Source organism: Ferrovibrio sp. (genome assembly GCF_036381655.1).
GTDB lineage: Bacteria > Pseudomonadota > Alphaproteobacteria > Ferrovibrionales > Ferrovibrionaceae > Ferrovibrio.
Genome location: NZ_DASVCJ010000016.1, coordinates 1 through 24,855, shown reverse-complemented (window position 1 = coordinate 24,855; position 24,855 = coordinate 1). Strand labels below are relative to the sequence as shown.

The 24,855-nt window shown below is 64.8% G+C and carries 27 protein-coding genes and 1 tRNA gene; 22 read left to right on the top strand and 6 right to left on the bottom strand.

Annotated features, from left to right (window positions below; genetic code table 11):
• Positions 1 to 12: 12 nt before the first annotated feature.
• Both VF194_RS03385 and VF194_RS03380 read right to left on the bottom strand, forming a co-directional pair.
• Positions 13 to 858, bottom strand: coding sequence for a MoxR family ATPase (locus VF194_RS03385; RefSeq protein ID WP_330888034.1), 846 nt, complete (start codon positions 856 to 858; stop codon positions 13 to 15).
• A gap of 95 nt (positions 859 to 953) precedes the next feature.
• Positions 954 to 1,562 carry a MarR family winged helix-turn-helix transcriptional regulator gene (locus tag VF194_RS03380; protein ID WP_330888032.1) on the bottom strand — a complete coding sequence of 203 codons (609 nt, stop codon included), beginning with the start codon at positions 1,560 to 1,562 and terminating at the stop codon, positions 954 to 956.
• 165 nt (positions 1,563 to 1,727) lie between these two features.
• Here VF194_RS03380 and VF194_RS03375 point away from each other — a divergent pair, with 165 nt between their 5' ends.
• Together VF194_RS03375 and VF194_RS03370 are read left to right on the top strand one after the other, a co-directional pair.
• Positions 1,728 to 2,654: an RNA polymerase factor sigma-32 gene (locus tag VF194_RS03375; protein ID WP_330888030.1), complete on the top strand. Its 927-nt coding sequence runs from the start codon at positions 1,728 to 1,730 to the stop codon at positions 2,652 to 2,654.
• Between the two features lie 53 nt (positions 2,655 to 2,707).
• Positions 2,708 to 2,784 (top strand) — tRNA-Asp (locus VF194_RS03370).
• A gap of 63 nt (positions 2,785 to 2,847) precedes the next feature.
• On the opposite strand, the gene VF194_RS03365 is transcribed toward VF194_RS03370, so the two are convergent.
• Positions 2,848 to 3,699, bottom strand: coding sequence for a glycosyltransferase family 2 protein (locus VF194_RS03365; protein ID WP_330888028.1), 852 nt, complete (start codon positions 3,697 to 3,699; stop codon positions 2,848 to 2,850).
• Positions 3,700 to 3,928: 229 nt separating this feature from the next.
• On the opposite strand from VF194_RS03365, the gene VF194_RS03360 reads away from it, so the two are divergent.
• The 20 genes from VF194_RS03360 to VF194_RS03265 all read left to right on the top strand — a co-directional run bounded on the left by VF194_RS03360 (position 3,929) and on the right by VF194_RS03265 (position 22,768).
• Positions 3,929 to 4,294: an NADH-quinone oxidoreductase subunit A gene (locus VF194_RS03360; RefSeq protein WP_330888053.1), complete on the top strand. Its 366-nt coding sequence runs from the start codon at positions 3,929 to 3,931 to the stop codon at positions 4,292 to 4,294.
• Positions 4,285 to 4,872 carry a NuoB/complex I 20 kDa subunit family protein gene (locus VF194_RS03355; protein WP_414656069.1) on the top strand — a complete coding sequence of 196 codons (588 nt, stop codon included), beginning with the start codon at positions 4,285 to 4,287 and terminating at the stop codon, positions 4,870 to 4,872. Before VF194_RS03360 ends, VF194_RS03355 begins: the two co-directional genes overlap by 10 nt.
• Before the next feature lie 26 nt (positions 4,873 to 4,898).
• On the top strand, positions 4,899 to 5,540 hold the full coding sequence (locus VF194_RS03350; protein ID WP_330888024.1) for an NADH-quinone oxidoreductase subunit C: 642 nt from the start codon (positions 4,899 to 4,901) through the stop codon (positions 5,538 to 5,540).
• 1 nt (position 5,541) lies between these two features.
• Positions 5,542 to 6,720 carry an NADH-quinone oxidoreductase subunit D gene (locus VF194_RS03345; RefSeq protein WP_330888022.1) on the top strand — a complete coding sequence of 393 codons (1,179 nt, stop codon included), beginning with the start codon at positions 5,542 to 5,544 and terminating at the stop codon, positions 6,718 to 6,720.
• A complete protein-coding gene (gene nuoE / locus VF194_RS03340; RefSeq protein WP_330888020.1) occupies positions 6,717 to 7,355 on the top strand; it encodes an NADH-quinone oxidoreductase subunit NuoE in 639 nt (212 codons plus the stop codon). The genes VF194_RS03345 and nuoE overlap by 4 nt, the downstream gene beginning before the upstream one ends.
• Before the next feature lie 15 nt (positions 7,356 to 7,370).
• Positions 7,371 to 8,669, top strand: coding sequence for an NADH-quinone oxidoreductase subunit NuoF (nuoF, locus tag VF194_RS03335; RefSeq protein WP_330888018.1), 1,299 nt, complete (start codon positions 7,371 to 7,373; stop codon positions 8,667 to 8,669).
• A 29-nt stretch (positions 8,670 to 8,698) separates the two neighbouring features.
• Positions 8,699 to 10,768, top strand: a complete 2,070-nt coding sequence (nuoG, locus tag VF194_RS03330) for an NADH-quinone oxidoreductase subunit NuoG (protein WP_330888016.1) — start codon at positions 8,699 to 8,701, stop codon at positions 10,766 to 10,768.
• The gene (nuoH, locus tag VF194_RS03325) at positions 10,761 to 11,792 is read left to right on the top strand and encodes an NADH-quinone oxidoreductase subunit NuoH (protein ID WP_330888015.1); all 1,032 of its coding nucleotides are present in this window, start codon (positions 10,761 to 10,763) and stop codon (positions 11,790 to 11,792) included. The genes nuoG and nuoH overlap by 8 nt, the downstream gene beginning before the upstream one ends.
• 4 nt (positions 11,793 to 11,796) lie before the next feature.
• A complete protein-coding gene (nuoI, locus tag VF194_RS03320) occupies positions 11,797 to 12,285 on the top strand; it encodes an NADH-quinone oxidoreductase subunit NuoI (protein ID WP_330888013.1) in 489 nt (162 codons plus the stop codon).
• A gap of 24 nt (positions 12,286 to 12,309) precedes the next feature.
• On the top strand, positions 12,310 to 12,924 hold the full coding sequence (locus VF194_RS03315) for an NADH-quinone oxidoreductase subunit J (RefSeq protein ID WP_330888011.1): 615 nt from the start codon (positions 12,310 to 12,312) through the stop codon (positions 12,922 to 12,924).
• Positions 12,924 to 13,235 (top strand): NADH-quinone oxidoreductase subunit NuoK, encoded by a 312-nt coding sequence (gene nuoK, locus VF194_RS03310; RefSeq protein WP_330888009.1) that lies wholly within the window; start codon positions 12,924 to 12,926, stop codon positions 13,233 to 13,235. Before VF194_RS03315 ends, nuoK begins: the two co-directional genes overlap by 1 nt.
• A gap of 5 nt (positions 13,236 to 13,240) precedes the next feature.
• Positions 13,241 to 15,190, top strand: coding sequence for an NADH-quinone oxidoreductase subunit L (nuoL, locus tag VF194_RS03305; protein ID WP_330888007.1), 1,950 nt, complete (start codon positions 13,241 to 13,243; stop codon positions 15,188 to 15,190).
• Between the two features lie 11 nt (positions 15,191 to 15,201).
• Positions 15,202 to 16,758 (top strand): NADH-quinone oxidoreductase subunit M, encoded by a 1,557-nt coding sequence (locus VF194_RS03300; RefSeq protein WP_330888006.1) that lies wholly within the window; start codon positions 15,202 to 15,204, stop codon positions 16,756 to 16,758.
• Between the two features lie 10 nt (positions 16,759 to 16,768).
• Positions 16,769 to 18,205 (top strand): NADH-quinone oxidoreductase subunit NuoN, encoded by a 1,437-nt coding sequence (gene nuoN / locus VF194_RS03295; protein WP_330888004.1) that lies wholly within the window; start codon positions 16,769 to 16,771, stop codon positions 18,203 to 18,205.
• Positions 18,202 to 18,975: a biotin--[acetyl-CoA-carboxylase] ligase gene (locus VF194_RS03290; protein ID WP_330888002.1), complete on the top strand. Its 774-nt coding sequence runs from the start codon at positions 18,202 to 18,204 to the stop codon at positions 18,973 to 18,975. Before nuoN ends, VF194_RS03290 begins: the two co-directional genes overlap by 4 nt.
• A gap of 14 nt (positions 18,976 to 18,989) precedes the next feature.
• The gene (locus VF194_RS03285; RefSeq protein WP_330888000.1) at positions 18,990 to 19,790 is read left to right on the top strand and encodes a type III pantothenate kinase; all 801 of its coding nucleotides are present in this window, start codon (positions 18,990 to 18,992) and stop codon (positions 19,788 to 19,790) included.
• Positions 19,787 to 21,448: a ribonuclease J gene (locus tag VF194_RS03280; protein ID WP_330887998.1), complete on the top strand. Its 1,662-nt coding sequence runs from the start codon at positions 19,787 to 19,789 to the stop codon at positions 21,446 to 21,448. Before VF194_RS03285 ends, VF194_RS03280 begins: the two co-directional genes overlap by 4 nt.
• A 94-nt stretch (positions 21,449 to 21,542) precedes the next feature.
• Positions 21,543 to 21,947 (top strand): methylmalonyl-CoA epimerase, encoded by a 405-nt coding sequence (mce, locus tag VF194_RS03275; protein ID WP_330887996.1) that lies wholly within the window; start codon positions 21,543 to 21,545, stop codon positions 21,945 to 21,947.
• A gap of 9 nt (positions 21,948 to 21,956) precedes the next feature.
• Positions 21,957 to 22,193 (top strand): DUF1467 family protein, encoded by a 237-nt coding sequence (locus tag VF194_RS03270; RefSeq protein WP_330887994.1) that lies wholly within the window; start codon positions 21,957 to 21,959, stop codon positions 22,191 to 22,193.
• On the top strand, positions 22,190 to 22,768 hold the full coding sequence (locus VF194_RS03265; protein ID WP_330887992.1) for a DNA-3-methyladenine glycosylase I: 579 nt from the start codon (positions 22,190 to 22,192) through the stop codon (positions 22,766 to 22,768). The genes VF194_RS03270 and VF194_RS03265 overlap by 4 nt, the downstream gene beginning before the upstream one ends.
• Before the next feature lie 98 nt (positions 22,769 to 22,866).
• Here the strand turns inward: VF194_RS03265 and VF194_RS03260 are convergent, their stop codons facing one another.
• The 3 genes from VF194_RS03260 to VF194_RS03250 form a co-directional block, all read right to left on the bottom strand.
• Positions 22,867 to 23,061 (bottom strand): hypothetical protein, encoded by a 195-nt coding sequence (locus VF194_RS03260; protein WP_330887990.1) that lies wholly within the window; start codon positions 23,059 to 23,061, stop codon positions 22,867 to 22,869.
• Between the two features lie 173 nt (positions 23,062 to 23,234).
• Positions 23,235 to 24,422 (bottom strand): transporter, encoded by a 1,188-nt coding sequence (locus VF194_RS03255; protein ID WP_330887988.1) that lies wholly within the window; start codon positions 24,420 to 24,422, stop codon positions 23,235 to 23,237.
• Between the two features lie 34 nt (positions 24,423 to 24,456).
• On the bottom strand, positions 24,457 to 24,855 hold a 399-nt coding region (locus VF194_RS03250; RefSeq protein WP_330887985.1), incomplete at its 5' end, for a C39 family peptidase.

Genomic DNA, 24,855 nt, shown 5'->3' with positions numbered 1-24,855 from the left:
AGCTATGCCGCCTCAACTACGCTCGCGCCGCGCGATGAAGGCCAGCCGCTCGAAAAGGTGCACATCCTGTTCGTTCTTGAGCAGCGCGCCGGCGAGCGGCGGGATCAGTTTGGTCTGGTCCTTGGTGCGCAGCGCATCGGCCGGCAAATCTTCCGCCATCAGCAGCTTCAGCCAGTCGAGCAGCTCGGAGGTCGACGGCTTCTTCTTCAGGCCGGGCGTTTCACGGATATCATAGAAGATATTCAGCGCATCGCGCACCAGCGCCTTCTGAATGCCCGGATAATGCACCTCGACGATCTGCTCCATCGTCTCGCGGTCGGGGAAGCGGATGTAATGGAAGAAGCAGCGGCGCAGGAAGGCGTCCGGCAGTTCCTTCTCGTTGTTGGAGGTGATGACGATGATCGGCCGCACTTTCGCCTTCACCGTTTCGCCGGTCTCGTAGACGAAGAACTCCATGCGGTCGAGTTCGAGCAAGAGGTCGTTCGGGAATTCGATATCCGCCTTGTCGATCTCGTCGATCAAGAGTACCGGGCGGGTGTCGGAGACGAAGGCCTCCCACAGCTTGCCCTTCTTGATGTAGTTGCGGATGTCCTTGACCCGCTCGTCGCCGAGCTGGCTGTCGCGCAGGCGCGAGACCGCATCGTATTCGTAAAGGCCCTGCTGCGCTTTGGTCGTCGATTTCACATGCCAGGTCAGCAGCGGCGCCTTGAGGGCCTTGGCAATTTCGATCGCCAGCACGGTCTTGCCGGTGCCCGGCTCGCCCTTGACCAGCAGCGGGCGCTCCAGCGCAATCGCCGCATTCACCGCGACATTGAGATCGTTCGTGGCGACGTAAGAATCGGTACCGGTGAATTTCATCGATATGTCCCAAGTTTCGGCGGGGAAGTGATGGGACAACGCTAGTTTGTGGCCCAGGGCCGCGCAAGCCGTGACGCTACGTCAATGCCAAGGTGTCAGCTGGCGGCCGTTTTGAAGTTGACGCAGATCTTCTTCTTTTCTTCTTCCGCAATCGCTTCGCCGGTGGCGCCGCATTGGCCGAGCGCGGCATCCGGCGCGTTGACGCAAAACAGCGAGCAGTCCTGGCAGACGCCGAATTCCATGATCTGATGTTTGCTCTGCAGATCGTGGAGCAGCCGCGTCAGCCCCTTCACCAGATGCGGGCCGAGCTCGTCGGCCATTTCGCTTGCCGCATGCTGCAACGTCTGCATTGGGTCCTTGGCCAGCATGGCCTGGCCGGCCTCGGTCAGGCAGAGATCGACCTGACGGCGGTCGCAGGTTTTTTTGCAGCGGGTGATCAGCCCCTTGCTTTCGAGGGCGATCAGCGTCTGCGACACCGTGCCCTTCGTGGCGCCGAGATACTCGGCCAGGGCGGTGGGCGAGCGGGAATATTTATTCGCCTGGGCGATGAAGCGCAGGGCCTCCCACTGGGCAGGGTTGAGGCCGTCGACAAACTGCAATTCACGGGTGAGACGGGCGAGACGATCCAGCAACAGGATAACCCTTTGGGCCAGCGCGTCTTTTTCGCTGTTGGTCGGTTGCAAGAGAAATGGCGTGACCGGCATCACAGTTTCGTTTCGACTCGAAATTACGTCTTGTCGGCCAACCCATGCGGGGGCTAATCTTAAATTGTAGCGACACGATACTACATAACAGCCCCGCCCCGGCTGCCGTTCGAATCCCCAAGCTAGAACAGTGCCGGGCAAAAGTCGATGGAGGGAGAAAGAATTATGGCCCTCGTAAGGACCCCCCGGACCCTGGATGGCGCCGACCGGCGCTATCTTTCCACCGTGATGAGTAAGGCCATGCTCAGCGAGGCGGAGGAGCTCGACCTTGCCCGCCGCTGGCGCGACAAGGGCGAGCACGTCGCCATGCAGAAGCTGGTTTCGGCCTATTTACGTCTTGTGGTGGCAACGGCGGCGAAGTTCAAAAACTATGGATTGCCGATGCCCGACCTCATCCAGGAGGGCAATATCGGCCTGATGCTCGCGGTCAATCGCTTCGATCCGGAGCGCGGCGTGCGGTTCTCGACCTATGCCGCCTGGTGGATTCGCTCGTCGATCCAGGAATATGTGCTGCGGAACTGGTCGATCGTCCGCTCGGGCACTTCGGCCGGACAGAAGGCGCTGTTTTTCAATCTGCGCTGGCTGCGCGCCAAGCTGGAGCGCGCCGGCGGCGGCTCGATGCATCTGGATAACGCCACCCGCGACGAGATCGCCACGGCGCTCAAGGTTTCCCCGGCCGATGTCACCGCCATGGCCCAGCGGCTGGCGGCGCGCGACCACTCGCTCAACGAGACGGTCGGCGGCGAGGAGGGAGGCGATGCGTTCCAGGACTTCCTGGCCGATCCCAACCCGAATCCGGAAGAGATCGTCACCGACAAGATGGATGGCGGCCTGCGCCGCGAATGGCTGACCGAATCGCTCAAGGAGCTCAGCCCGCGCGAGCAGCTGATCATCTCGGAGCGGATGCTGAACGACGAGAAGACGACGCTGGAGGATCTTGGCGGCCGTCTGGGCGTGACCAAGGAGCGCGTGCGGCAGATCGAAACCAAGGCGTTTCGCAAGCTGCAAAACCTGGTGCTGCGCCGGTACCGTCAGGCCAGCGAGCGGCCGCAGGAAAAAATGGAAAATTTCCACTGCTGCGCGCCGGCGTGACCGCACCCGTGCTTGACATCCCGGTGGCCCAAGCCTAAAACCGCCGCCGCTGCGGGGGTGTAGCTCAGTTGGTTAGAGCGCCGGCCTGTCACGCCGGAGGTCGCGGGTTCAAGTCCCGTCACTCTCGCCATCCGCCCGCAGCGCTTTCATCCCCACAATACAGGCGGTTACGGCCGGGTTCTGAGACCGGCGGTCAGGCCGCGCTCACGGACTGGCCGGTAAGCTGGCTAAGGCCCAGGACGGGCCGATGCCGGTCGCTGGCCAGCAGTTCCTCGAACCGCGCGGTATTGGGGCTTTCCACGGCGCCCGGGCGGGCATGCCACAGGTGCAGCACGACCGGGCCGAAGCGGCCCGATTTGCGGCGCACGCCGGCACGCAACAGGCGCAGGGCGAAGTCCGAATCCTCCAGGCCATGGCCGACATAGGCCGTATCGAAGCCGTCGATTCGGTCGATGTCGCTACGCCAGACGCCGAGATTGCAGGTCTGCACCTTCTGCCAGCGATGCGGATGCCGGTGACGGCCGAACTGCGCGGGCCAGGCTATGAGCTGGAACGGCCGGTTGGCAGCCGCGCGCAACGCACGCATAAACCATGGCAGCCGTCCGGGGCGGCTCCAGCGGTCGGGCTTCTTCAGCATCCGGCGGGTCTGGGCCCGCTTGATGAAGCAGCGCGCACCGGCAACGAACCAGCCCCGCTCGGCGAGTCGGGCATGGGTTGCGACGAAATCGGGCAATACGAGGCAATCGCCGTCGATGAAGATAATATAATCGCCGCTGGCGTGCAGCAGGCCGTTGTTGCGGGATTGGGCGATACGGAAGCCGGTGTCCGGCTGCCATGCATGCAGAAGCGGCACCGGATAGCTGGCCTGCATCGCTTCTATGAGCCGCTTTGTCTCAGGCCCCGAGCCATCGTCGGCCACAATGACCTCGAAGGTCACGTCGCCCTCCAGCCGTTGCCGCGCCAGCGAGCGCAGCACCATCTTCAGGAACAACGGTGAATTGTAGGTGGTGACAATAACGCTGATCTTCGCCGGTTGCGTAAACACCGGTGCCCCCCAAGCCTCTTAACCCCACCGGCCACTATACATATGGCAGGGCAAATGAAAACCGGGGGCCGTCGGCCCGCCAAAAGCGGTTTCGCCCCCGTAATTTGCGTCAATTTTTTGTCGTCGGGTCGTGTTGCGGGGCGGCAGATAACCGGCTAGAACAGCCACGGCTTCGGGCAGGGTGGGTCTGTCCGGGGCAGGATTGTATTTTTCGGAAGGGGAAATGACCGTGGACGCCCTGCTGCGGGAATATCTGCCGATCCTGCTTTTTCTCGGCCTCGCCGTCGTGCTGGCCCTTGTGCTGGCCCTGCTGCCCTTCGTGGCAGCCAAGCGCGCTCCGGACCCGGAAAAGAACTCCACCTACGAATGCGGCTTCGAGCCGTTCAGCGACTCGCGCAAGCAGTTCGACGTGCGGTTCTATCTGGTCGCCATCCTCTTCATCATTTTCGACCTTGAGGTGGCCTTCCTGTTTCCCTGGGCCATCTCGCTGGGGGATATCGGCGTCTATGGCTTCTGGTCGATGGTCGTTTTCCTGGCCGTGCTGACCATCGGATTCATATACGAATGGAAGAAGGGGGCGCTGGAATGGGAGTAAGCAGCCCTATGTCGAATACAGCCTCTACCGGTCTTTCCGCGGCGCCCGGCCAGCCGGCCGGCCCGGCCAAGCTGGGCTCGCCGCAGGATACCTTCTTCAAGGACATCTCCGACGAGCTGGCCGACAAGGGCGTGGTGATTTCCACGCTCGACAAGCTGGCCAACTGGGCGCGGACCGGTTCGCTCTGGCCGATGACCTTCGGCCTGGCCTGCTGCGGCGTGGAGATGATCCATGCCTATATGGCGCGCTACGACCTCGATCGATTCGGCTCGATGCCGCGCGCTTCGCCGCGGCAGTCCGACGTGATGATCGTGGCCGGCACGCTGACCAACAAGATGGCACCGGCCCTGCGGCGGCTATACGACCAGATGGCCGAGCCGCGCTACGTCATCTCGATGGGCAGCTGCGCCAATGGCGGCGGTTACTATCATTACTCGTATTCCGTCGTGCGCGGTTGTGACCGAATCGTGCCGGTTGACGTCTATGTGCCGGGTTGCCCGCCGACCGCCGAAGCACTGGTCTACGGGCTTCTGCAATTGCAGAAGAAGATCTGGCGTACCGGCACCATCGCCCGCTGATGGCGCCCGCTTAAGGAACGGCATTCATGAGCGAAAGCAAGGCCCTTCTGCGCGAACAGGAACAGGCGCTGCGCGAACTCGGCGAACACGTCGCCGCCGGCCTGCCAAACGACGTGATCGATTGGACGGTGGCCAAGGGCGAATTGACGGTCAATGCGCTGGCCGATCGTATCGTCAAGGTGCTGACCTTCCTGCGCGACGACGGCAACTGCCAGTTTGCCATGCTGATGGATGTCTGCGGCGTCGACTGGCCGGAGCGCGAGAAGCGCTTCGACGTGGTCTATCACCTGCTCAGCCTGAAGCTGAACCACCGCATCCGCGTCAAGGTGCAGACCGACGAGGAAACGCCGGTGCCGTCTGTGACCGGCGTCTTTTCCTCGGCCGGCTGGTTTGAGCGCGAGGTGTGGGACATGTATGGCGTGATGTTCTCCGGCCATCCGGATCTGCGCCGTATCCTGTCAGACTACGGCTTCGAGGGGCACGCGCAGCGCAAGGACTTCCCGCTGAGCGGCTATGTCGAAGTGCGCTACGACGTCGAGCAGAAGCGCGTCGTCTACGAGCCGGTGCAGCTCAGCCAGGAATTCCGTCGATTCGATTTCATGAGCCCGTGGGAAGGCGCCCAGTATGTCCTGCCGGGCGACGAAAAAGCGGGCGAGGGGGCCAAGTAGGATGGCCGAAGTCACCATTGCCAATTACATGGTCAATTTCGGGCCGCAGCATCCGGCGGCCCACGGCGTGCTGCGCCTGGTCATGGAACTCGACGGCGAGATCGTCGAGCGCTGCGATCCGCATATCGGCCTGCTGCATCGCGGCACCGAGAAGTTGATCGAGTACAAGACCTATCTGCAGGCGGTGCCGTATTTCGACCGGCTCGACTATGTCGCGCCGATGAGCCAGGAGCATGCCTTCGCGCTGGCGGTCGAGCGCCTGCTTGGCCTGGAAGTGCCGGCGCGCGGCCAGGCGATCCGCGTGCTGTTTGCCGAGATCAGCCGCCTGCTGAACCATCTGCTGAACGTGACGACGCACGCCCTCGATTGCGGCGCGATGACGCCGGCCCTGTGGGGGTTCGAGGAACGCGAGAAGCTGATGGAATTCTATGAGGGCGTCTCCGGCGCCCGCATGCATGCGGCTTACTTCCGGCCCGGCGGCGTGCATCAGGACATGCCCAAGGGCATGGACGAGGCGATCCACAAATACATGGATCGCATGCTCAAGGTCGTCGACGACATCGAGGTCCTGCTGACCGACAACCGCATCTATCGTCAGCGCAACGTCGATATCGGCAAGATCAGCGCCAAGGACGCGATGGACTGGGGTTTCTCCGGCGTCATGCTGCGCGGCTCCGGGGTTGCCTGGGATCTGCGCAAGGCGCAGCCCTATGACGGCTACGAGAAGTACGATTTCGATATTCCGGTCGGCAAGAACGGCGACTGCTTCGACCGCTATCTCTGCCGGATCGAGGAAATGCGCCAGAGCGCGCGTATCATCCGTCAGGTGATCGAGCAGATGCCAGGCGGTCCGGTCGCCTCGGAGGACCGCAAGGTGGTGCCGCCGAAGCGCGGCGAAATGAAGCGCTCGATGGAAGCGCTGATCCACCACTTCAAGCTCTACACCGAAGGCTATCACGTGCCGCCGGGCGAGGCTTACGCCGCTGTCGAGGCGCCGAAGGGCGAGTTCGCCGTCTATCTGATCTCGGACGGCACCAACAAGCCGTATCGCTGCCGCATTCATGCCCCTGGCTTCGCGCATCTGCAGGCTACGGATTTCCTCTCCAAGGGCCACATGCTGGCCGATGCCGTCTCGATCGTCGGCAATATGGATATCGTGTTCGGGGAGATTGATCGATGAGTGGTGTGCATATCGCTCCTCCCGAGCAGCAGCCGGCGAGCTTCGCCTTCACGCCGGAGAATCTGGAAGCGGCGAAGCAGATCATCGCCAAATATCCGGAAGGGCGGCAGCAGAGCGCGGTGATGCCGCTGCTCGACATCGCCCAGCGCCAGCATGACAACTGGCTGCCGCAGGCGGCGATCCGCTACATCGCGGAGATGCTGGGCATGCCGGTGATTCGCGTGCTCGAAGTCGCCAGCTTCTACACGATGTACAACCTGGCGCCGGTCGGTAAGCATTTCGTCCAGGTCTGCACGACGACGCCCTGCTGGCTGCGCGGCTCCGACAAGATCGTCGCGGCCTGCAAGAAGCATCTCGGCATCGGTTTGGGCGAGACCACGCCGGACGGCCAGTTCACCCTGGTCGAGGTGGAATGCCTTGGCGCCTGCGTGAACGCGCCGATGATGCAGATCGGCGACGATTTCTACGAGGATCTCGACGAGGACTCGACCGGCAAAATTCTCGAAGCGCTCAAGCGCGGCGAGAGGCCGAAACCCGGACCGCAGAATGGCCGGCTTTCCTCCGAGCCGCTCGGCGGGCCGACCACTTTGACCAGCTTCAATCCGCCGGCCTCGGCTGGCGGCAGTGACGACTAAGGCGGAGCCAGCCCCATGTTGCAGGACAAGGACCGCATCTTCACCAATCTCTACGGCCAGCAGTCCTGGCGGCTGGAAGCTGCCAGGAAGCGCGGCGACTGGGACAACACCAAGGCGCTGATCGAGAAGGGTCAGGACTGGATCATCGAAGAGGTGAAGAAGTCGGGCCTGCGCGGCCGTGGCGGCGCGGGTTTTCCGACCGGCCTGAAATGGTCCTTCATGCCGAAGCAGTCCGACGGCCGTCCGAGCTATCTCGTCGTCAATGCTGACGAAGGCGAGCCGGGCACCTGCAAGGACCGCGACATGATGCGGCACGATCCGCACAAGCTGGTGGAGGGATGCCTGCTGGCGGGCTTCGCCATGCGCGCCAAGGCCGCCTATATCTATATTCGCGGCGAGTTCTACCGCGAAGCCGAGAACCTGCAGGGCGCGATCGACGAGGCCTATGCCGCCGGCCTGATCGGCAAGAATGCCTGCGGCTCGGGTTTCGATTTCGACATCTTCATCCATCGCGGCGCCGGCGCCTATATCTGCGGCGAAGAGACGGCGCTGATCGAAAGCCTGGAAGGCAAGAAGGGCCAGCCGCGGCTGAAGCCGCCATTCCCGGCCAATGTCGGCGTCTGGGGCTGCCCGACGACCGTCAACAACGTCGAGAGTATCGCGGTCGTGCCGACCATCCTGCGTCGCGGCGGCGAGTGGTTCTCGGCCCTCGGCCGTCCGAACAATACCGGCACCAAGGTCTTCTGCATTTCCGGCCATGTGAACAAGCCGTGTAATGTCGAGGAAGAGATGGGCATTCCGCTGAAGGAGCTCATCGAGAAGCATGCCGGCGGCGTGCGCGGCGGCTGGGACAACCTGCTTGCCGTCATTCCGGGCGGCTCGTCGGTGCCGCTGCTGCCCAAGTCGATCTGCGACGACGTGCTGATGGACTTCGACAGCCTGCGCGCACAGCGCTCGGGCCTCGGTACGGCGGCAGTCATCGTTATGGACAAGTCGACCGATATCGTGCGCGCCATCGCGCGCCTGTCGAAATTCTACAAGCACGAATCCTGCGGTCAGTGCACCCCCTGCCGCGAAGGCACCGGCTGGATGTGGCGGGTGATGGAGCGCCTGGTCGATGGCCGCGCCGAGAAGCGCGAGATCGACATGCTGCTGGAAGTCACCACGCAGGTGGAAGGCCATACGATCTGTGCGCTCGGCGATGCGGCGGCCTGGCCGATCCAGGGCCTGATCAGGCATTTCCGTGGCGAGATCGAACGCCGTATCGATGCCCGCCATGCGGGCCAGCCGGTTCTGCCGGCGGCGGCAGAGTAACGGACGCGTAGGCGGGGAAGGTTAGGCGCATGCCGACGTTGACCATCGATGGGATTGAGGTAACGGTCGAGCCGGGCAGCACGGTGCTGCAGGCTTGCGAGGCCGCCGGCAGGGAAATCCCGCGCTTCTGTTATCACGAGCGGCTTTCCATCGCCGGCAATTGCCGCATGTGCCTGGTCGAGCAGGAGAAGGCGCCGAAGCCGATCGCCTCCTGCGCGATGCCGGCCGCCGACGGCATGGTGATCAAGACCGACTCGCCGATGGTCAAGAAGGCCCGCGAAGGCGTGATGGAATTCCTGCTGATCAACCATCCGCTGGACTGCCCGATCTGCGATCAGGGCGGCGAGTGCGATCTGCAGGATCAGGCCATGGGCTATGGCCGCGGCTTCTCGCGCTATGAGGAGAACAAGCGCGCGGTCAAGGACAAGTATATGGGTCCGCTGATCGAGACGGTGATGACGCGCTGCATTCACTGCACACGCTGCATCCGCTTCGCCCAGGAGATCGCCGGCGTGCCCGAACTCGGCGCCATCGGCCGCGGTGAGGACATGCAGATCACCACCTATCTCGAGCAGGCGATGACCTCGGAACTGTCCGGCAACGTCATCGATCTCTGCCCGGTCGGCGCGCTCACCTCCAAGCCCTATGCCTTCACGGCGCGTTCCTGGGAACTGCGCAAGACGGAGAGCGTCGATGCCATGGACGCCGTCGGCGCCAATATCCGCGTCGATGTGCGCGGCCGCGAAGTGATGCGCGTGCTGCCGCGCCTGAATGACGAGGTGAATGAGGAATGGCTCTCCGACAAGAGCCGCTTCGCCTATGACGGTTTGAAGCATCGCCGCCTGGACCGCCCGTATATCCGCAGGAACGGCAAGCTGCAGGAAGCGAGCTGGGGCGAGGCCTTTGCCGCCATTGCCGGCGCGCTGAATGGCCTGCAGGGCAGCCAGATCGCCGCCATTGCCGGCGACCTCGTCTGCGCGGAAAGCGTCATGGCGCTGAAGGATCTGATGGACAGGCTCGGCTCGCCGAACATCGATTGCCGCCAGGACGGCGCCAAGATCGATCCGGGCTGCCGCGCCGGCTATCTGTTCAACAGCGGCATCGCCGGAATCGAAGAAGCCGATGCCATCCTGATCGTGGGCAGCAATCCGCGCCGCGAAGCCGCACTGATCAACGCCCGCATCCGCAAGCGCTATCTGCGCGGCAACATCAAGATCGGCCTGATCGGCGAGCAGGTGCCGCTGACCTACCGCTACGATTATCTCGGCGCCGGCCCGGCGACGCTGAAGGACATCGCCGAGGGACGCCATGCCTTTGCCGAGGTGCTGAAGGCAGCGCAGAAGCCGATGCTGATCATCGGCCAGGGCGCGCTGGCGCGCGCGGATGGCGCCGCCATCCTGGCTCTGGCGCGCCAGGTCGCCGACAGTTTCGGTCTCGTGAAAGAGGGCTGGAACGGCTTCAACATGCTGCATACCGCCGCGTCGCGGGTCGGCGCGCTAGATCTCGGCTTCGTGCCGGCGGCGCAGAATGGCGGCCGCGACGTTCCGGCCATTCAGGCCGGTGCGCTTTCGGGGGCGGTGAAATTCGTCTATCTGCTCGGCGCCGATGAACTCGATACGGCCGCATTGGGCTCGGCCTTCGTGGTCTACCAGGGCACGCATGGCGATGCCGGCGCCAAGCGCGCCGATGTCATCCTCCCCGGCGCCGCCTATACCGAGAAGGACGCCACCTGGGTGAATACCGAGGGCCGGGTACAGCTTGGCCGCCGCGCCGCCGTACCGCCGGGCGACGCCCGCGAGGATTGGGCGATCGTCCGCGCGCTGTCCGAAGCGGTCGGCCAGAAGCTGCCATATGACAATCTGGGCCAGCTCCGCCGCCGCATGCTGCAGGCCGCGCCGCATTTCGCCGCTGTCGACAAGCTGACGCCGGCGGCCTGGGGCAGCTTCGGCACGGCCGGCGCCGTCAGCGATGCGCCGTTCGTTTCGTCGATTGCCGATTTCTACCTGACCAACCCGATCGCCCGCGCTTCGGCCGTGATGGCCGAATGCTCGGCGCTCGCGCGCGGTGAGACCTTGCCGAAGACGGGTACCCATGACTGACAGCTTCTGGAACACGCTCTGGACGGGTTACGTCTTTCCGGGCGGCACCATCATCGTCCACATCCTGCTGCTCGTCGTGCCGCTGCTGATCGCGGTCGCCTATCTCACCCTGATGGAGCGCAAGGTGCTGGCGGCGATGTCGCTGCGCATGGGCCCGAACGTGGTCGGCCCCTTCGGCCTGCTGCAGCCGTTCGCGGACGCCGTGAAGCTGATCTTCAAGGAACCCATCATTCCCTCGGGCGCCAACAAGGTTCTCTTCGTCGCGGCGCCCTGCATCACCTTTATCCTGGCGCTCATCGCCTGGGCGGTGATCCCGGTCTCGGAAGGCTGGGTGATCGCCAACATCAATGTCGGCGTGCTGTATCTGTTTGCGATCTCCTCGCTCGGCGTCTACGGCATCATCATCGCCGGCTGGTCGTCGAATTCGCGCTACGCATTCCTGGGTGCGCTGCGGTCCTCGGCGCAGATGGTTTCCTACGAAGTGTCGATGGGCTTCGTCATCATCACCGTGCTGCTTTGCGTAGGCTCGCTCAATCTGAGCGCCATCGTCGAGGCGCAGAAGACGGTGTGGTTCGCGCTGCCGCTGTTCCCGATGTTCATCGTCTTCTTCATCTCGGCGCTGGCCGAGACCAACCGGCATCCGTTCGATCTGCCGGAAGCGGAAGCGGAACTGGTGGCCGGCTATCAGGTCGAATATTCGTCGATGACCTTCGCGCTGTTCTTCCTCGGCGAATACGCCAACATGATCCTGATGTCGGGGATGACCACCATCCTGTTCCTGGGCGGCTGGCTGCCGCCGCTCGATGTCGCGCCGCTCAACTGGATTCCCGGCATCGTCTGGTTCTGCCTGAAGATCTTCATCCTGCTGTTCGTCTTCATCTGGGTGCGCGCCACCGTGCCGCGCTACCGCTACGACCAGCTCATGCGGCTGGGCTGGAAGGTTTTCCTGCCGCTGTCGCTTTTCTGGGTGGTCGCCACCGCTGGCGTGCTGGTTGCCTTCGGCTGGCTGCCCAAGGGAGTTTGAGGCCATGGCTTTTCTCGATCGTGGCGCCCGTACGATTTTCCTCTGGGAGGTCCTCAAGGGCCTCGGCCTGACCTTCGCCTATATGTTCAAGAAGCGCGCAACGCTGAACTACCCGTATGAGAAGGGTCCGCTCAGCCCGCGTTTCCGCGGCGAGCACGCGCTGCGCCGTTATGCGAATGGCGAAGAGCGCTGCATTGCCTGCAAGCTCTGCGAGGCGGTCTGCCCGGCCCTGGCGATTACCATCGAGGCCGAACCGCGGGAAGACGGCTCGCGCCGCACCACGCGCTACGACATCGACATGACGAAATGCATCTATTGCGGCTTCTGCCAGGAAGCCTGCCCGGTGGATGCCATCGTCGAGGGGCCGAATTTCGAATTCGCTACCGAGACGCGCGAGGAGCTTTTCTACGACAAGGCAAAGCTGCTGGCGAATGGCGAACGCTGGGAATACGAGATCTCGCGCAACATCGCCGCCGATGCGCCGTACCGGTAAGCGTCAGCGGGCGAGGGGGTAGACATGATCATTCAGGCCTTGGCCTTCTATCTGTTTGCGGCGATCACCGTGGCTTCGGCCTTCATGGTGATTGCGTCCCGCAATCCGGTGCATAGCGTATTGTTCCTGATCCTGGCCTTCTTCAATGCGGCCGGGCTGTTCGTGCTGATGGGCGCCGAGTTCCTGGCGATGATTCTGGTCATCGTCTATGTCGGCGCGGTGGCGGTGCTGTTCCTGTTTGTGGTCATGATGCTCGACATCAACTTCGTCGAGTTGCGGCAAGGGTTCCTGCAGTACCTGCCGGTCGGCGCCCTGGTGGCGATCATCCTGTTGACCGAGCTGGTGCTGCTCTTCGGCGCCTGGGTGGTGACGCCGGTGGCGCCCCAGGTCGTGCAGCGGCCGATCCCGCCGGTGGAAGAGGTGACCAACACCCACGCGCTGGGTCTGATCCTCTACACCGATTACTTCTACCTGTTCCAGACCGCCGGGATCATCCTGCTCGTGGCCATGATCGGCGCGATCGTTCTGACCCTGCGCCAGCGGGAAGGAGTCCGCCGCCAGTCGATCCCGGAGCAGGTCGCGCGCCGTCCGAAGGACTCGCTGGAAATCAAGGACGTGCCGACGGGGAGCGGCATCTGATGCTCGAGATCGGCTTGGCCCATTATCTGACGGTCGCGGCGATCCTGTTCACGCTCGGGATCTTCGGGATCTTCGTCAACCGCAAGAACGTCATCATCATCCTGATGTCGATCGAGCTGATGCTGCTTGCGGTCAACATCAACCTGGTCGCCTTCTCCGTCCATATCGGCGACCTCGTGGGACAGATCTTCGCCATGTTCGTGCTTACCGTCGCGGCGGCCGAAGCGGCGATCGGACTGGCGATCCTGGTCGTCTATTTCCGCAACCGCGGTTCGATTGCGGTCGAAGACATCAACATGATGAAGGGGTAGGGGGAATGGAAGTCGTTATCGTCTTTCTGCCCCTGATCGGCGCGATCGTCGCCGGTCTCTTCGGTCGCCAGGTCGGCGACCGCGGCGCGATCGTGGTGACGAGCGGCCTGCTGATCGTTTCGGCGGTGCTGTCGCTCTTCGTCTTCGCCGACGTCGCGTTCGGCGGCAACGAGCGGGTCACCGAGCTGTTCACCTGGATCGATTCGGGCCGGCTCGAGGTGTCCTGGGCGCTGCGGATCGACACGATGACCGCGGTGATGCTGGTCGTCGTCACCGGCGTTTCCGCGCTGGTCCACGTGTACTCCGCGGGATACATGCACGACGACCGGTCGATCCCGCGGTTCATGGCCTATCTCAGCCTGTTCACCTTCGCCATGCTGATGCTGGTGACGGCGGACAACTTCGTCCAGATGTTCTTCGGCTGGGAGGGCGTGGGCCTCTGCTCCTACCTGCTGATCGGCTTCTGGTACGACCGGCCGACGGCGAACGCGGCGGCGATCAAGGCCTTCATCGTCAACCGCGTCGGCGATTTCGGCTTCGTGCTCGGCATCATGGGCGTGTTCTTCGTCTTCGGATCGGTCGACTTCGACACGGTCTTCGCCGCCGTTCCGGCCGCGACCAACACGGTGATCGAGTTCCTGGGCTTCCAGGTCAACGCCCTGGAGACGCTCTGCATCCTGCTGTTCATCGGCGCCATGGGCAAATCGGCGCAGGTCCCGCTCCACACTTGGTTGCCCGATGCGATGGAGGGCCCGACGCCCGTCTCCGCCCTCATCCATGCGGCGACGATGGTGACCGCCGGGGTCTTCATGGTCTGCCGCCTGTCGCCGATGTTCGAGTACGCGCCGACCGCGCTCGCCCTCGTGACCTTCATCGGCGCCTTCACGGCCATCTTCGCGGCCACCGTCGGCATCTGTCAGAACGACATCAAGCGCGTCATCGCCTACTCGACCTGCAGTCAGCTCGGCTACATGTTCTTCGCGGCCGGGGTCTCGGCCTACGGCGCGGCGATGTTCCACCTGTTCACCCACGCCTTCTTCAAGGCCCTGCTGTTCCTTGGCTCCGGCTCGGTGATCCACGCCATGTCGGGGGAGCAGGACATGCGGCGGATGGGCGGCATCTGGCGGATGATCCCGCTGACCTACGCGCTCATGTGGATCGGCAGCCTCGCGCTTGCGGGCGTGGGCATCCCGGGCGTGTTCGGCTTCGCCGGCTTCTATTCGAAGGACATCATCCTCGAGGCGGCCTGGGCCGCGCAGAGCGGCGTCGGCCGGTTCGCCTTCTGGCTCGGCACCGCCGCCGCGCTGCTGACCGCGTTCTACTCCTGGCGCCTGCTCCTGATGACCTTCCACGGGGAGCCCCGCGCGGACGAGAAGGTCATGGCGCATGTGCACGAATCGCCGAAGGTCATGACCGTGCCGCTGATGATCCTGGCGGTCGGCGCGATCTTCGCCGGCGTCGCGTTCTATCCCTTCTTCGTCGGCGAGGCGATGGAAGGGTTCTGGCGCGAATCGCTGTTCGTCCTGCCGGAGCACGACACCATCGAGGCGGCGCACCACGTGCCCACCTGGGTGAAGGTCGCGCCGGTCGTCATGGGGCTGGTCGGCATCGGCCTTGCCTACATGCTCTACATGGTCCGTCCGGGGCTGCCCGCACGGATCGCCGGGCAGGCGCGCGGCCTCTACCTGTTCCTCCTGAACAAGTGGTACTTCGACGAGCTCTATGACCGGCTGTTCGTCCGCCCGGCGCAGGTCCTCGGCTACGGGCTGTGGAAGGGCGGCGACGGCGCCGTGATCGACGGGCTCGGGCCGGACGGCGTGGCCGCGGCGTCCCGCCGGCTGGCGCGGCGGTTCAGCCGGCTGCAGACCGGCTATCTCTATCACTATGCCTTCGTCATGATGATCGGCGTCGTGGTTCTGGTCACTTGGTATGTGTGGGCGCAGAGGGGCGGCTGAGGGGACCCGTCATGACCGAACTTCCGATTCTCTCCCTGGTCACCTTCCTGCCGCTGGTGGGCGCGCTCTTCATCCTGGTCATTCGGGGCGAGCCCGACATCGTGGCCCGCAACGCGCGGAACGTCGCGCTCTGGACCACGGTCATCACCTTCGCCCTCTCGCTCGTGCTGTGGTTCGGATTCGATCGCGGCAGCGCGGGCTTCCAGTTCGTCGAGCGGGCGGAGTGGATGCCCGGCTTCGGCATCGCCTACCACATGGGCGTCGACGGCATTTCGGTGCTGTTCGTCCTGCTGTCGACGTTCCTCATGCCGATCTGCATCCTCGCGAGCTGGAACGCCATCCAGGTCCGCGTAAAGGAGTACATGATCGCCTTCCTGGTCCTCGAGACCATGATGGTGGGCATGTTCTGCGCTCTCGACTTCATCCTGTTCTACGTCTTCTTCGAGGGCGTCCTGATCCCGATGTTCCTCATCATCGGTGTCTGGGGCGGGCCGCGGCGCGTTTACGCGGCCTTCAAGTTCTTCCTCTACACGCTTCTCGGCTCGGTGCTGATGCTGGTGGCAATCCTGGTGATGTACTTCCAGGCCGGCACCACCGACATCCCGACCCTGATGCGTTTCGCCTTCGCGCCGGGGCTGCAGGTCTGGCTGTGGCTGGCGCTGTTCGCCTCCTTCGCCGTCAAGGTGCCGATGTGGCCGGTGCACACCTGGCTGCCGGACGCCCATGTCGAGGCGCCGACCGCGGGTTCGGTGATCCTGGCGGGCGTGCTGCTGAAGATGGGCGCCTATGGCTTCCTGCGCTTTTCGCTGCCGATCCTGCCGGACGCGTCGGCCTTCTTCGCGCCGCTGGTCTACACCCTCAGCATCGTCGCGGTGATCTACACCTCGCTCGTCGCTCTGGCGCAGGAGGATATGAAGAAGCTCATCGCCTACTCCTCGGTCGCGCATATGGGCTTCGTCACCGCCGGCATCTTCACGGTGACGCAGCAGGGCCTCGAGGGCGCGCTGTTCCAGATGCTGAGCCACGGCATCGTCTCCGGCGCGCTGTTCCTCTGCGTCGGCGTCGTCTATGACCGGATGCACACGCGCGAGATCGCCCGCTATGGCGGGCTCGTGCACCGCATGCCGATCTATGCCGCAGTCTTCATGGTCTTCACCATGGCATCCGTCGGCCTGCCGGGGACGAGCGGCTTCATCGGCGAGTTCCTGGTCATGGTCGGCACGTTCCAGGCCAGTACCTGGGTGGCGGCGCTGATCACCACCGGCATCATCCTCGGCGCCGCCTACATGCTATGGCTCTATCGCCGGGTGATCTTCGGCAAGCTGGTGCACAGCGACCTGTTCGACATTCTCGACCTGACCGGCCGCGAAAAGCTCGTCTTCGCGCCGCTCGTCGTGCTGGTTCTGTGGATGGGCATCTATCCCGTTTCCTTCCTCGAAGTCATGAGCCCGTCGGTCGAAAGCCTGATCGCGGACTATCAGGTCGCGCGGGAAGGGGCGGCCCAGCCGTCGCTCGCCCTGCTTCTGCAGAACCCCCTCGAGTTGACCGCCTTCGGGCCGGAGAGGTAGCGATCCCGCCATGTTCGACACGCTCGCGCTCCCCGAAATCTTTCTCGCGATCGCCGGCATGGCGATCCTGCTCTACGGCGTCTTCAGCCGCGAGGACCCGACACGTTCGGTCTCCTGGCTGACCGTGCTCGCGCTGCTGATGGCGCTGGTCATGGTGTGGCTCGGGCCGGCTGGGGGCGAGGCGTTCGGCGGCCTGTACGTGCAGGACGGCTTCGCCGTGTTCCTCAAGGTGCTGGTGCTGCTCGGAACGACGGTCTCGGTGATCCTGTCGCTCGATTACATCGAGCGCGAGAACATGGCCCGCTTCGAATTCCCGGTGCTGATGCTGTTTTCGACGCTCGGCATGCTGCTGATGCTGTCGGCAAACGATCTCATCGCCCTTTATGTCGGGTTCGAGCTGCAAAGCCTGCCGCTGTACGTCGTCGCCGCTTTCCGGCGCGACACGGTTCGGTCGACGGAGGCGGGGCTCAAGTACTTCGTCCTCGGTGCGCTCTCCTCCGGCATCCTGCTCTACGGCGCGTCGATGATCTACGGCTTCGCCGGCACCACGAACTTCGACGGGATCGCCACGGCGCTCACCGGGGGCGGCTACGGCGAGCCGTCGATCGGCCTTATCGTCGGGCTCGTCTTCCTGGCGGCCGGCCTTGCCTTCAAGATCTCCGCGGTTCCGTTCCATATGTGGACGCCCGACGTCTATGAGGGCGCGCCGACGCCCGTCACGGCGTTCTTCGCGGTCGCGCCCAAGATCGCCACCATGGGCCTCTTCATCCGGGTCTTGGCCGATCCCTTCGTCGATCTGGTCGGCGACTGGCAGCAGATCATCGTGTTCATCTCGGTCGCCTCGATGATCCTGGGCGGGTTCGCCGCGATCAACCAGACCAATATCAAGCGGCTGATGGCCTACAGCTCCATCAGCAACATCGGCTATGCCCTTGTCGGCCTGGCACCGGGAACGGCGGGCGGCGTGCGCAGCGTGCTGCTCTATTTGGCGATCTACCTGTTCATGACCGTCGGAACCTTCGCCGTCATCCTGTGCATGCGCCAAAGGGGCCGCATGGTCGAGGGGATCGACGATCTTGCCGGCCTGGCGAAGACCCATCCCGTCCTGGCGGCGGTGATGGCGGTCTTCATGTTCTCGATGGCCGGCATCCCGCCGCTTGCCGGCTTCTTCGGCAAGCTGTACGTGTTCCTCGCCGCGATCGAAGCCGAGCTCTACACCCTCGCCGTCATCGGTGTCGTCACCAGCGTCGTCGCCGCGTTCTACTATCTGCGGATCGTCAAGGTGATGTATTTCGATGAGGCGGCGGAGGCCTTCGACCGCCCGCTGGGCTGGGAGATGTCGTCGATTCTCGGCGTCAGCGCGCTCTTCGTCCTGTTCTTCATCCTGTTCCAGGCGCCGATGATCGACGGCGCCGACGCCGCGGCGGCTTCGCTCTTCACCGGATGAGCGACGCGCCATCGCCGCCGCGCCTGCCGCCCTTCTTCCGCCTCGTCGCGTTCGACACGGTCGGCAGCACCAGCGAGGAGGCGCGGCGGCTCGCGGCCGACGGCGCCCCCGAGGGAACCCTGGTCTGGGCCCGCGCGCAATCGGCAGGGCGCGGACGGCGGGGACGAAGCTGGAGTTCGCCGCCGGGAAACCTCTATCTGTCGCTGCTCTTGCGGCCGGACTGCCCGGCAGCGGCGGCACCGCAGCTCGGCTTCGTCACCGCCGTCGGGCTGGGCGAGGCGCTCGACACCTTGCTTCCCGCAGATGCCGAAAGGCCGCGTTTCAAATGGCCGAACGACGTGCTCGTCGGGGGGCGCAAGATCGCGGGGATCCTGCTGGACGCCTCAACGGGGCCGGACGGGCACCTGGATTGGCTGATCATCGGCGTCGGGGTCAACATCGCGAGCTTTCCCGAAGGCACCAGCTACGGCGCAACCAGCCTGCGTGAGGCCGGCGCGGGGGCGGTCGGCGCCGACGAGGTGCTGCCGGTCTTCGCCTCTCGTTGGCTGCGCCGACTTGAGCAGTGGCGGCGGGAGGGCTTCGCTCCCATTCGCCAGGCCTGGCTCGAGAATGCCCTCGGCCTTGGCGAGATGATCGAGGTCCGGCTGGAACGGGAGACGCTGACCGGACGCTTCGTCGAACTCGGCGAGACCGGCGCGCTGGTTCTCGACCTGCCGCGGGCGGGGCGCCGCGTCGTCGCCGCCGGCGACGTGTCCTATCCGGCCTATTGAAGGACGCCGAATCCATGCTGCTCGCCATCAATTCGGGGAACACCAATGTCGGCTTCGCCGTCTTCGACGGCGACACGTTGCGCGGCAAGTGGCGGATATCGACGAACGTGCACCGCACGGCCGACGAGTACGCCGTATGGCTGACCCAACTCATGGCCCTGGACGGACTCACGCCGGCCATGATCGACGGCGCCATCATCGGTTCGGTGGTGCCTGAGGCTCTGTTCAGCCTCAAGGCGCTTGTCCGGCGGTACTTTCGCTGCGATCTCCTGGTCATCGGCGAGAACGGCGAGAGGCTCGGCATCGAGACGACCATCGACCGGCCGGAGGAGGCGGGCGCCGACCGCCTCGTCAACAGCTTCGCCGCTCACCGGATCTATGGCGGGCCGCTTATCGTCGTCGATTTCGGAACGGCGACGACCTTCGACGTCATCGACGGGGAAGGGCGCTACGCCGGCGGCGTGATCGCGCCGGGCATCAACCTCTCGCTCGAAGCGCTGTACATGGCGGCCGCCAAGCTTCCGAGCGTGGCGATCCAGCAACCGCCTCGGATCATCGGCAAGACCACCGTCGACTGCATGCAGTCGGGGATCTTCTGGGGCTATGTCGGGCTGATCGAGGGGCTTATCGCCCGAATCCGGGCCGAGTACGGCGCCGAGACATCGGCGGAGGGCGCGATGAAAGTGATTGCAACCGGCGGCCTCGCTCCCTTGTTCTACGGGGCAACCGATGTCATCGAGCGCGTTGACGAGGACCTGACTCTGCGCGGACTCGCCATGCTCTATCGCGCCAACCGCGACCCGAAGGCACCATGATCGACCGCCCTTCGGCCGAAGAGCTCCTGTTCCTGCCCCTGGGCGGGGCCGGCGAGATCGGCATGAATCTCAATCTCTACGGCCACGCAGGCAAGTGGCTGATGGTCGATCTCGGCATTACATTCGGCAACGAATCGACCCCGGGCATCGACGTGATCATGCCTGACCCCGGCTTCATCGCCGAACGTCGCGAGCACCTGGCGGGGTTGGTCCTGACCCATGCGCATGAGGATCACATCGGCGCCGTGCCCTATCTCTGGCCGCGATTGCGCTGCCCGATCTACGCGACGCCCTTTACCGCCTCCGTGCTTCGGCGCAAGCTGGTCGAGGCCGGACTGCATCTGGAGGCCGAGATCACCGAAGTGCCGATGTCGGGCCGCTTCTCGGTGGGGCCGTTCGAAATCGAGCTCATTACCCTGACCCACTCGATCCCGGAACCAAACGCCGTTGTCGTCCGCACGCCGCTCGGCACCGTCCTTCATACCGGCGACTGGAAGCTCGACCCGGAACCGCTGGTCGGCCCGAACGCGGACGAGGATGCCCTGAGGCGCCTCGGCGAGGAGGGAGTCCTCGCGATGGTTGGCGATTCCACCAACGCGATGGTCGAGGGCGAATCGGGTTCCGAATCCGAGGTGCGCGACAGCCTGATGGAGCTGGTGGGGCGGTTTGAAAACCGCGTCGCCGTAGCCTGTTTCGCCAGCAATGTCGCCCGGCTGAAAACACTCGCCCACGTCGCCGCCGCACATGGCCGACATCTGGCACTGGTCGGGCGCTCGTTCTGGCACGTCAGCCAGGCGGCGCGGGAGAACGGCTATCTCGCCGACCTGCCGGAATTCGTCACCGAGCACGATGTCGGCTACCTGCCGCGGAACGCGGTGCTGATGGCCTGCACCGGCAGCCAGGGCGAGCCGCGCTCGGCGCTTGCCCGCATCGCCCGCGGAGAGCATCCGAACGTCGTACTGGAAAAAGGCGACGCGGTGATCTTCTCCTCGCGGGTAATCCCCGGCAACGAGCGCACCATCGGCCAGCTCCAAAACGACCTGGTGCGCCTCGGCGTCGAGATCGTGACGGACCGGGAGTATTTCGTCCACGTCTCCGGCCATCCGGCACGCGACGAGCTCGCTGCCATGTACCGCTGGATCCGGCCAAAGATCGCCATACCCGTGCACGGTGAGCTCCGGCATCTCGTGGAGCACGCCGAGTTTGCCCGAAGCCTGCAGGTCAGCGAGTCGGTGGTCGCGCTGAACGGCTCCGTGGTGCGTCTTGCCCCCGGCCCGGCCGAAATCGTCGGCGAGGTGCCGGCCGGACGCCTCGGCCTGGATGGCAAGGCCCTCGTGCCGCTCAGCGGCGGCGTGCTGCGCAGCCGGCATCGGACGCTTCGCAACGGCTCGGCCGTGGCGACGCTGGTGGTTGACGGGGAGGGGAGGTTGGTGGCGGAACCGCAGCTCGCCGCGCAAGGGCTGCTCGACCCCGAAGCCGATCGGTCCGCCTATGACGAGACCGTGGCCGCGATCCGGGCCGCGCTCGAGGACCTGCCGGCGACCGCGCGACTCGACGATGCAGCGGTCAAGGAGGCGGCGCGGCTGGCCGTGCGCCGTACGCTCCAGGCGATCCGTGGCAAGAAACCCGTGACCGAGATCCATCTCGTCCGGATCTGAGGCGGGCCAAGCACCGCGGCGATCCGCCCCTTGCATGCCCCGCCGTCTGCCGGCATCCTGACCCGGTTCCGCGAACCCCGATGAAACCTGCGCCATGATCGGTAAACTCAACCACGTCGCCATCGCCGTGCCCGACCTCCGGGCGGCCGCGGCGCTCTACGCGAACACCCTGGGCGCCACCGTGTCCGAACCTGTCGACCAGCCCGCGCACGGCGTAACGGTGGTCTTCGTCGATCTGCCGAACACCAAGATCGAGCTTCTGCATCCGCTGGGCGAGGGGTCGCCGATTGCCGGGTTTCTCGAGCGGAACCCCGCGGGCGGCATTCACCACATCTGCTACGAGGTCGACGACATTGTGGCGGCGCGCGACCACCTGAAGGCGAGTGGGGCACGGGTGCTCGGAGACGGGGAGCCGAAGATCGGCGCGCACGACAAGCCGGTGCTGTTCCTGCATCCGAAGGACTTCTGCGGGACCCTGATCGAGTTGGAGCAGGCCTGAGCTCTTCCGATGGACTGGCTGTCGGGCATCCTCGTCTATTTCCTGATCTGGTGGGTCGTGCTGTTCGCCGTTCTGCCCTGGGGCGTGCGCATACCGGACGAACCGGAGCCCGGTCACGCCGCCGGCGCCCCCAGCAACCCGCGGCTGTGGCTCAAGGCCCTGGTGACGACGATCGTATCGCTGGTGATCTGGCTCGCGGTGTATTTCGTGATGGAGTCAGGCTGGATCAGCCTGAGGCCCGCATGAGCGACGCCGCCGCGCCGCCTGTCGTACAGGCCTACTGCGACATCGCGCCGGGCCACCCCTGGCACGGTCCCTATCACGACGAGGAGTACGGTTTTCCGGTTGCCGATGACAACGTTCTCTTTGAGCGTCTGGTCCTCGAGATCAACCAGGCCGGCCTGAGCTGGCTTACGGTCCTGAAGAAACGCGCGGCCTTCCGCGCGGCGTTCCATGACTTCGATGTCGACCGGGTCGCCGCCTTCGACGAGCGCGACCGGGCGCGGCTGCTCGCGGATACCGGCATCATCCGCAACCGGCTCAAGATCAACGCCGCGATCGAGAACGCCCGGCGGATCCAGAGGCTGCGCGAAACCCACGGGTCCTTCGCCGGATGGCTCGCGGACCATCACCCGCGTCCGAAGCCCGACTGGGTCAAGCTGTTCCGGAAGACCTTCCTGTTCACCGGCGGCGAGATCGTGGGCGAGTTCCTGATGAGCACCGGCTTTCTGCCGGGCACGCATAAACCGACCTGTCCGGTGTATCACCGGATCGCCGCCCTGAACCCGCCCTGGATGGCAGCCGACGGCGCCGCGAAATAGCGGGCGTGGCCGTCACCCGGCTGCGCGCGGGCACCGGCCGTTTAACGATCACACCCGTCTATCGCCGGTGCCGGCGCCGAACGCGCCCGTCGCCTCGCTCAGTGTCCAAGCAACAGGCGATACTGTTGCAGGGTGAGCGAATGGAGGACCAGGGTCAGGCTCCCGGTCAGCCTGTAATGCGTGCCGGCCGAGACGGTCTCCAGTTGAACCGCCGTCAGCTTCTTGGGTGCGGCCTGGACGGGCCCGATGCCAAGCATGCCGGCCGCAATGAGCGCGATCGCGAGCTTCTTCATTGTCGCCTCCTCCCTGGAGTGCGTTTGCGGGCGACCCGGCGAACCGCACCGGACCCGGCGGGGCCCGCATCACCTGACACCGTCCCTGCCTCCGCACCCGCAAGCCGGCCGTTCATTCCTCTCGGCAGGGACCTTGAATCGGCCGGAATTCGCCTTGGCCATCGGTTCGGCCCTCACAGGAAGGGCAGGTTGAACCGGATCGGCAACGACAGCTCGATCTGGAAGTCCGGCGCGTCCTCCGTAACGCCGATTTCCGCGGAAAGATCAAACAGAACCCGCGGCGAAAGCACCGACGAAACGCCGAATTCGAATGAACTCGCAACCTGATCGCTGCCCGGGATCTCATCGTCGAAGGCTTCGACCTTGTCGGCAAAGGTCTGCAGAAGAAAGAATCGCAAAGACGTTTCCGGGCTGACTGCCAGGACGGTTCCAAGCGAAAGGCCGATTTCCGGACCCGGCTGTATGTCGTCGTGCTCGAAGGCATACTGGTAGGACACACCGCCGACCCAGACGAGCGGGTCGATGCGCTTCACCGCGGTCAAGGTGCCTTGAAGCTCGTGAAAGCCGGTCCCGACGCCGTCGTTACCGCCGCCCGTCCTCGTGTTCCAGTTCACGTTACCGAACAGGTCCGGTCGCCAGCCGCTCTCGCGGAGCAAGGTCTTCGTAAAGCCAAGCTCGATGTCGCCGAACCCGGTGTTACTCTCCGACTCTTCGTCGATCTCGGCGAAGCCGACGCTCGTCACCGTCTCATCTTCGATGAAGGAATACGGGATCTCGATTTCCAGCTGCGAGTCGAAGGGAAGGCCGAAGCGCAGATCCACCTCGGCATCGACCGTGTTGCGACGAAACTCCTCCTCCCCGACGAAGCCGTTGACCACCGTCGGGGTGTCGCGCTCGTCACGGATGTAACTCAGGCTCGGCTCGACCTCGAGCGCGCCGAACGGCAGCAGCAGCGCGCCTTCGCGCACCAGCGTTCGTTCGAGGGCACGGGTCGCCGCCTCCTCGTCGACCTCGAACGTGCCGGGCGCCGATGGGGGAGGGGTATCGCCCTGGGCCAGCACGGCTCCTTCCGGCTCCGGTTCGGATTCCGCCCACTCCGCCGGTTCGCCAAGCGCCGCAGGGACCGCCGATGCGGGAGCGGCGCCGCCCGCGCCAACCCGTGCCTCCAGCTCCAGAACGCGCCGCAGCAAGTCGGCGATTATGGCGTCGCGCTGATCGAGCTGCCGCTGCAGGTCGGCGGCGGTCAGCGCGTCCGGAGCCGTCTGCGCGCGGCCGGATTCGGGGAGGATGGCAAGGATGCCGATCGCCGCAACGGGCGCGACGAGGACGCGGCCGGTGTTGAAGAAACGCGAGAGTTCCATGTCACCTCGCTGACCTTGTTGCGGCGTGGGCCCATCAGCCGGGGCCAGAAAATGGCACCACGGAGCGGAGAAGGGCGTCCGATGGCCGCATGAGATCGGTTCGTTTCGGCGGAAGGCGATTCGGCGGTTGCGCGCCGTCGCGTGTGGCGATCACGAACCCCACTTTTCCAAGCTCGGGAAAGGTCAGCCACGCGCGCTCGAACCGGTCCACGCGCATCACGCGATTGCCGTAGGCGGGATCGGCCAGCACGGCGCGGCCCCCTCGGATCCCGCGAAATACGACGAAGTGGTTGTACCCGAAGACGCTGACCGGGACGAGGATGGGTGCGAGCTCAATCAGGTCGGCGAGCTCGAGCTGGCCATAACCGATCCCTTCATACCCACGCCCATCGACATAGCGCTTCAGGTCGGCGAGAGAGAACCCCTGACGGTA

Coding starts and splice junctions, on each gene's coding strand:
- VF194_RS03385 (WP_330888034.1), bottom strand. CDS start 858: ATGAAATTCACCGGTACCGATTCTTACGTCGCCACGAACGATCTCAAT.
- VF194_RS03380 (WP_330888032.1), bottom strand. CDS start 1,562: ATGCCGGTCACGCCATTTCTCTTGCAACCGACCAACAGCGAAAAAGAC.
- VF194_RS03375 (WP_330888030.1), top strand. CDS start 1,728: ATGGCCCTCGTAAGGACCCCCCGGACCCTGGATGGCGCCGACCGGCGC.
- VF194_RS03355 (WP_414656069.1), top strand. CDS start 4,285: ATGGGAGTAAGCAGCCCTATGTCGAATACAGCCTCTACCGGTCTTTCC.
- VF194_RS03350 (WP_330888024.1), top strand. CDS start 4,899: ATGAGCGAAAGCAAGGCCCTTCTGCGCGAACAGGAACAGGCGCTGCGC.
- VF194_RS03345 (WP_330888022.1), top strand. CDS start 5,542: ATGGCCGAAGTCACCATTGCCAATTACATGGTCAATTTCGGGCCGCAG.
- nuoE (WP_330888020.1), top strand. CDS start 6,717: ATGAGTGGTGTGCATATCGCTCCTCCCGAGCAGCAGCCGGCGAGCTTC.
- nuoF (WP_330888018.1), top strand. CDS start 7,371: ATGTTGCAGGACAAGGACCGCATCTTCACCAATCTCTACGGCCAGCAG.
- nuoG (WP_330888016.1), top strand. CDS start 8,699: ATGCCGACGTTGACCATCGATGGGATTGAGGTAACGGTCGAGCCGGGC.
- nuoH (WP_330888015.1), top strand. CDS start 10,761: ATGACTGACAGCTTCTGGAACACGCTCTGGACGGGTTACGTCTTTCCG.
- nuoI (WP_330888013.1), top strand. CDS start 11,797: ATGGCTTTTCTCGATCGTGGCGCCCGTACGATTTTCCTCTGGGAGGTC.
- VF194_RS03315 (WP_330888011.1), top strand. CDS start 12,310: ATGATCATTCAGGCCTTGGCCTTCTATCTGTTTGCGGCGATCACCGTG.
- nuoK (WP_330888009.1), top strand. CDS start 12,924: ATGCTCGAGATCGGCTTGGCCCATTATCTGACGGTCGCGGCGATCCTG.
- nuoL (WP_330888007.1), top strand. CDS start 13,241: ATGGAAGTCGTTATCGTCTTTCTGCCCCTGATCGGCGCGATCGTCGCC.
- VF194_RS03300 (WP_330888006.1), top strand. CDS start 15,202: ATGACCGAACTTCCGATTCTCTCCCTGGTCACCTTCCTGCCGCTGGTG.
- nuoN (WP_330888004.1), top strand. CDS start 16,769: ATGTTCGACACGCTCGCGCTCCCCGAAATCTTTCTCGCGATCGCCGGC.
- VF194_RS03290 (WP_330888002.1), top strand. CDS start 18,202: ATGAGCGACGCGCCATCGCCGCCGCGCCTGCCGCCCTTCTTCCGCCTC.
- VF194_RS03285 (WP_330888000.1), top strand. CDS start 18,990: ATGCTGCTCGCCATCAATTCGGGGAACACCAATGTCGGCTTCGCCGTC.
- VF194_RS03280 (WP_330887998.1), top strand. CDS start 19,787: ATGATCGACCGCCCTTCGGCCGAAGAGCTCCTGTTCCTGCCCCTGGGC.
- mce (WP_330887996.1), top strand. CDS start 21,543: ATGATCGGTAAACTCAACCACGTCGCCATCGCCGTGCCCGACCTCCGG.
- VF194_RS03270 (WP_330887994.1), top strand. CDS start 21,957: ATGGACTGGCTGTCGGGCATCCTCGTCTATTTCCTGATCTGGTGGGTC.
- VF194_RS03265 (WP_330887992.1), top strand. CDS start 22,190: ATGAGCGACGCCGCCGCGCCGCCTGTCGTACAGGCCTACTGCGACATC.
- VF194_RS03260 (WP_330887990.1), bottom strand. CDS start 23,061: ATGAAGAAGCTCGCGATCGCGCTCATTGCGGCCGGCATGCTTGGCATC.
- VF194_RS03255 (WP_330887988.1), bottom strand. CDS start 24,422: ATGGAACTCTCGCGTTTCTTCAACACCGGCCGCGTCCTCGTCGCGCCC.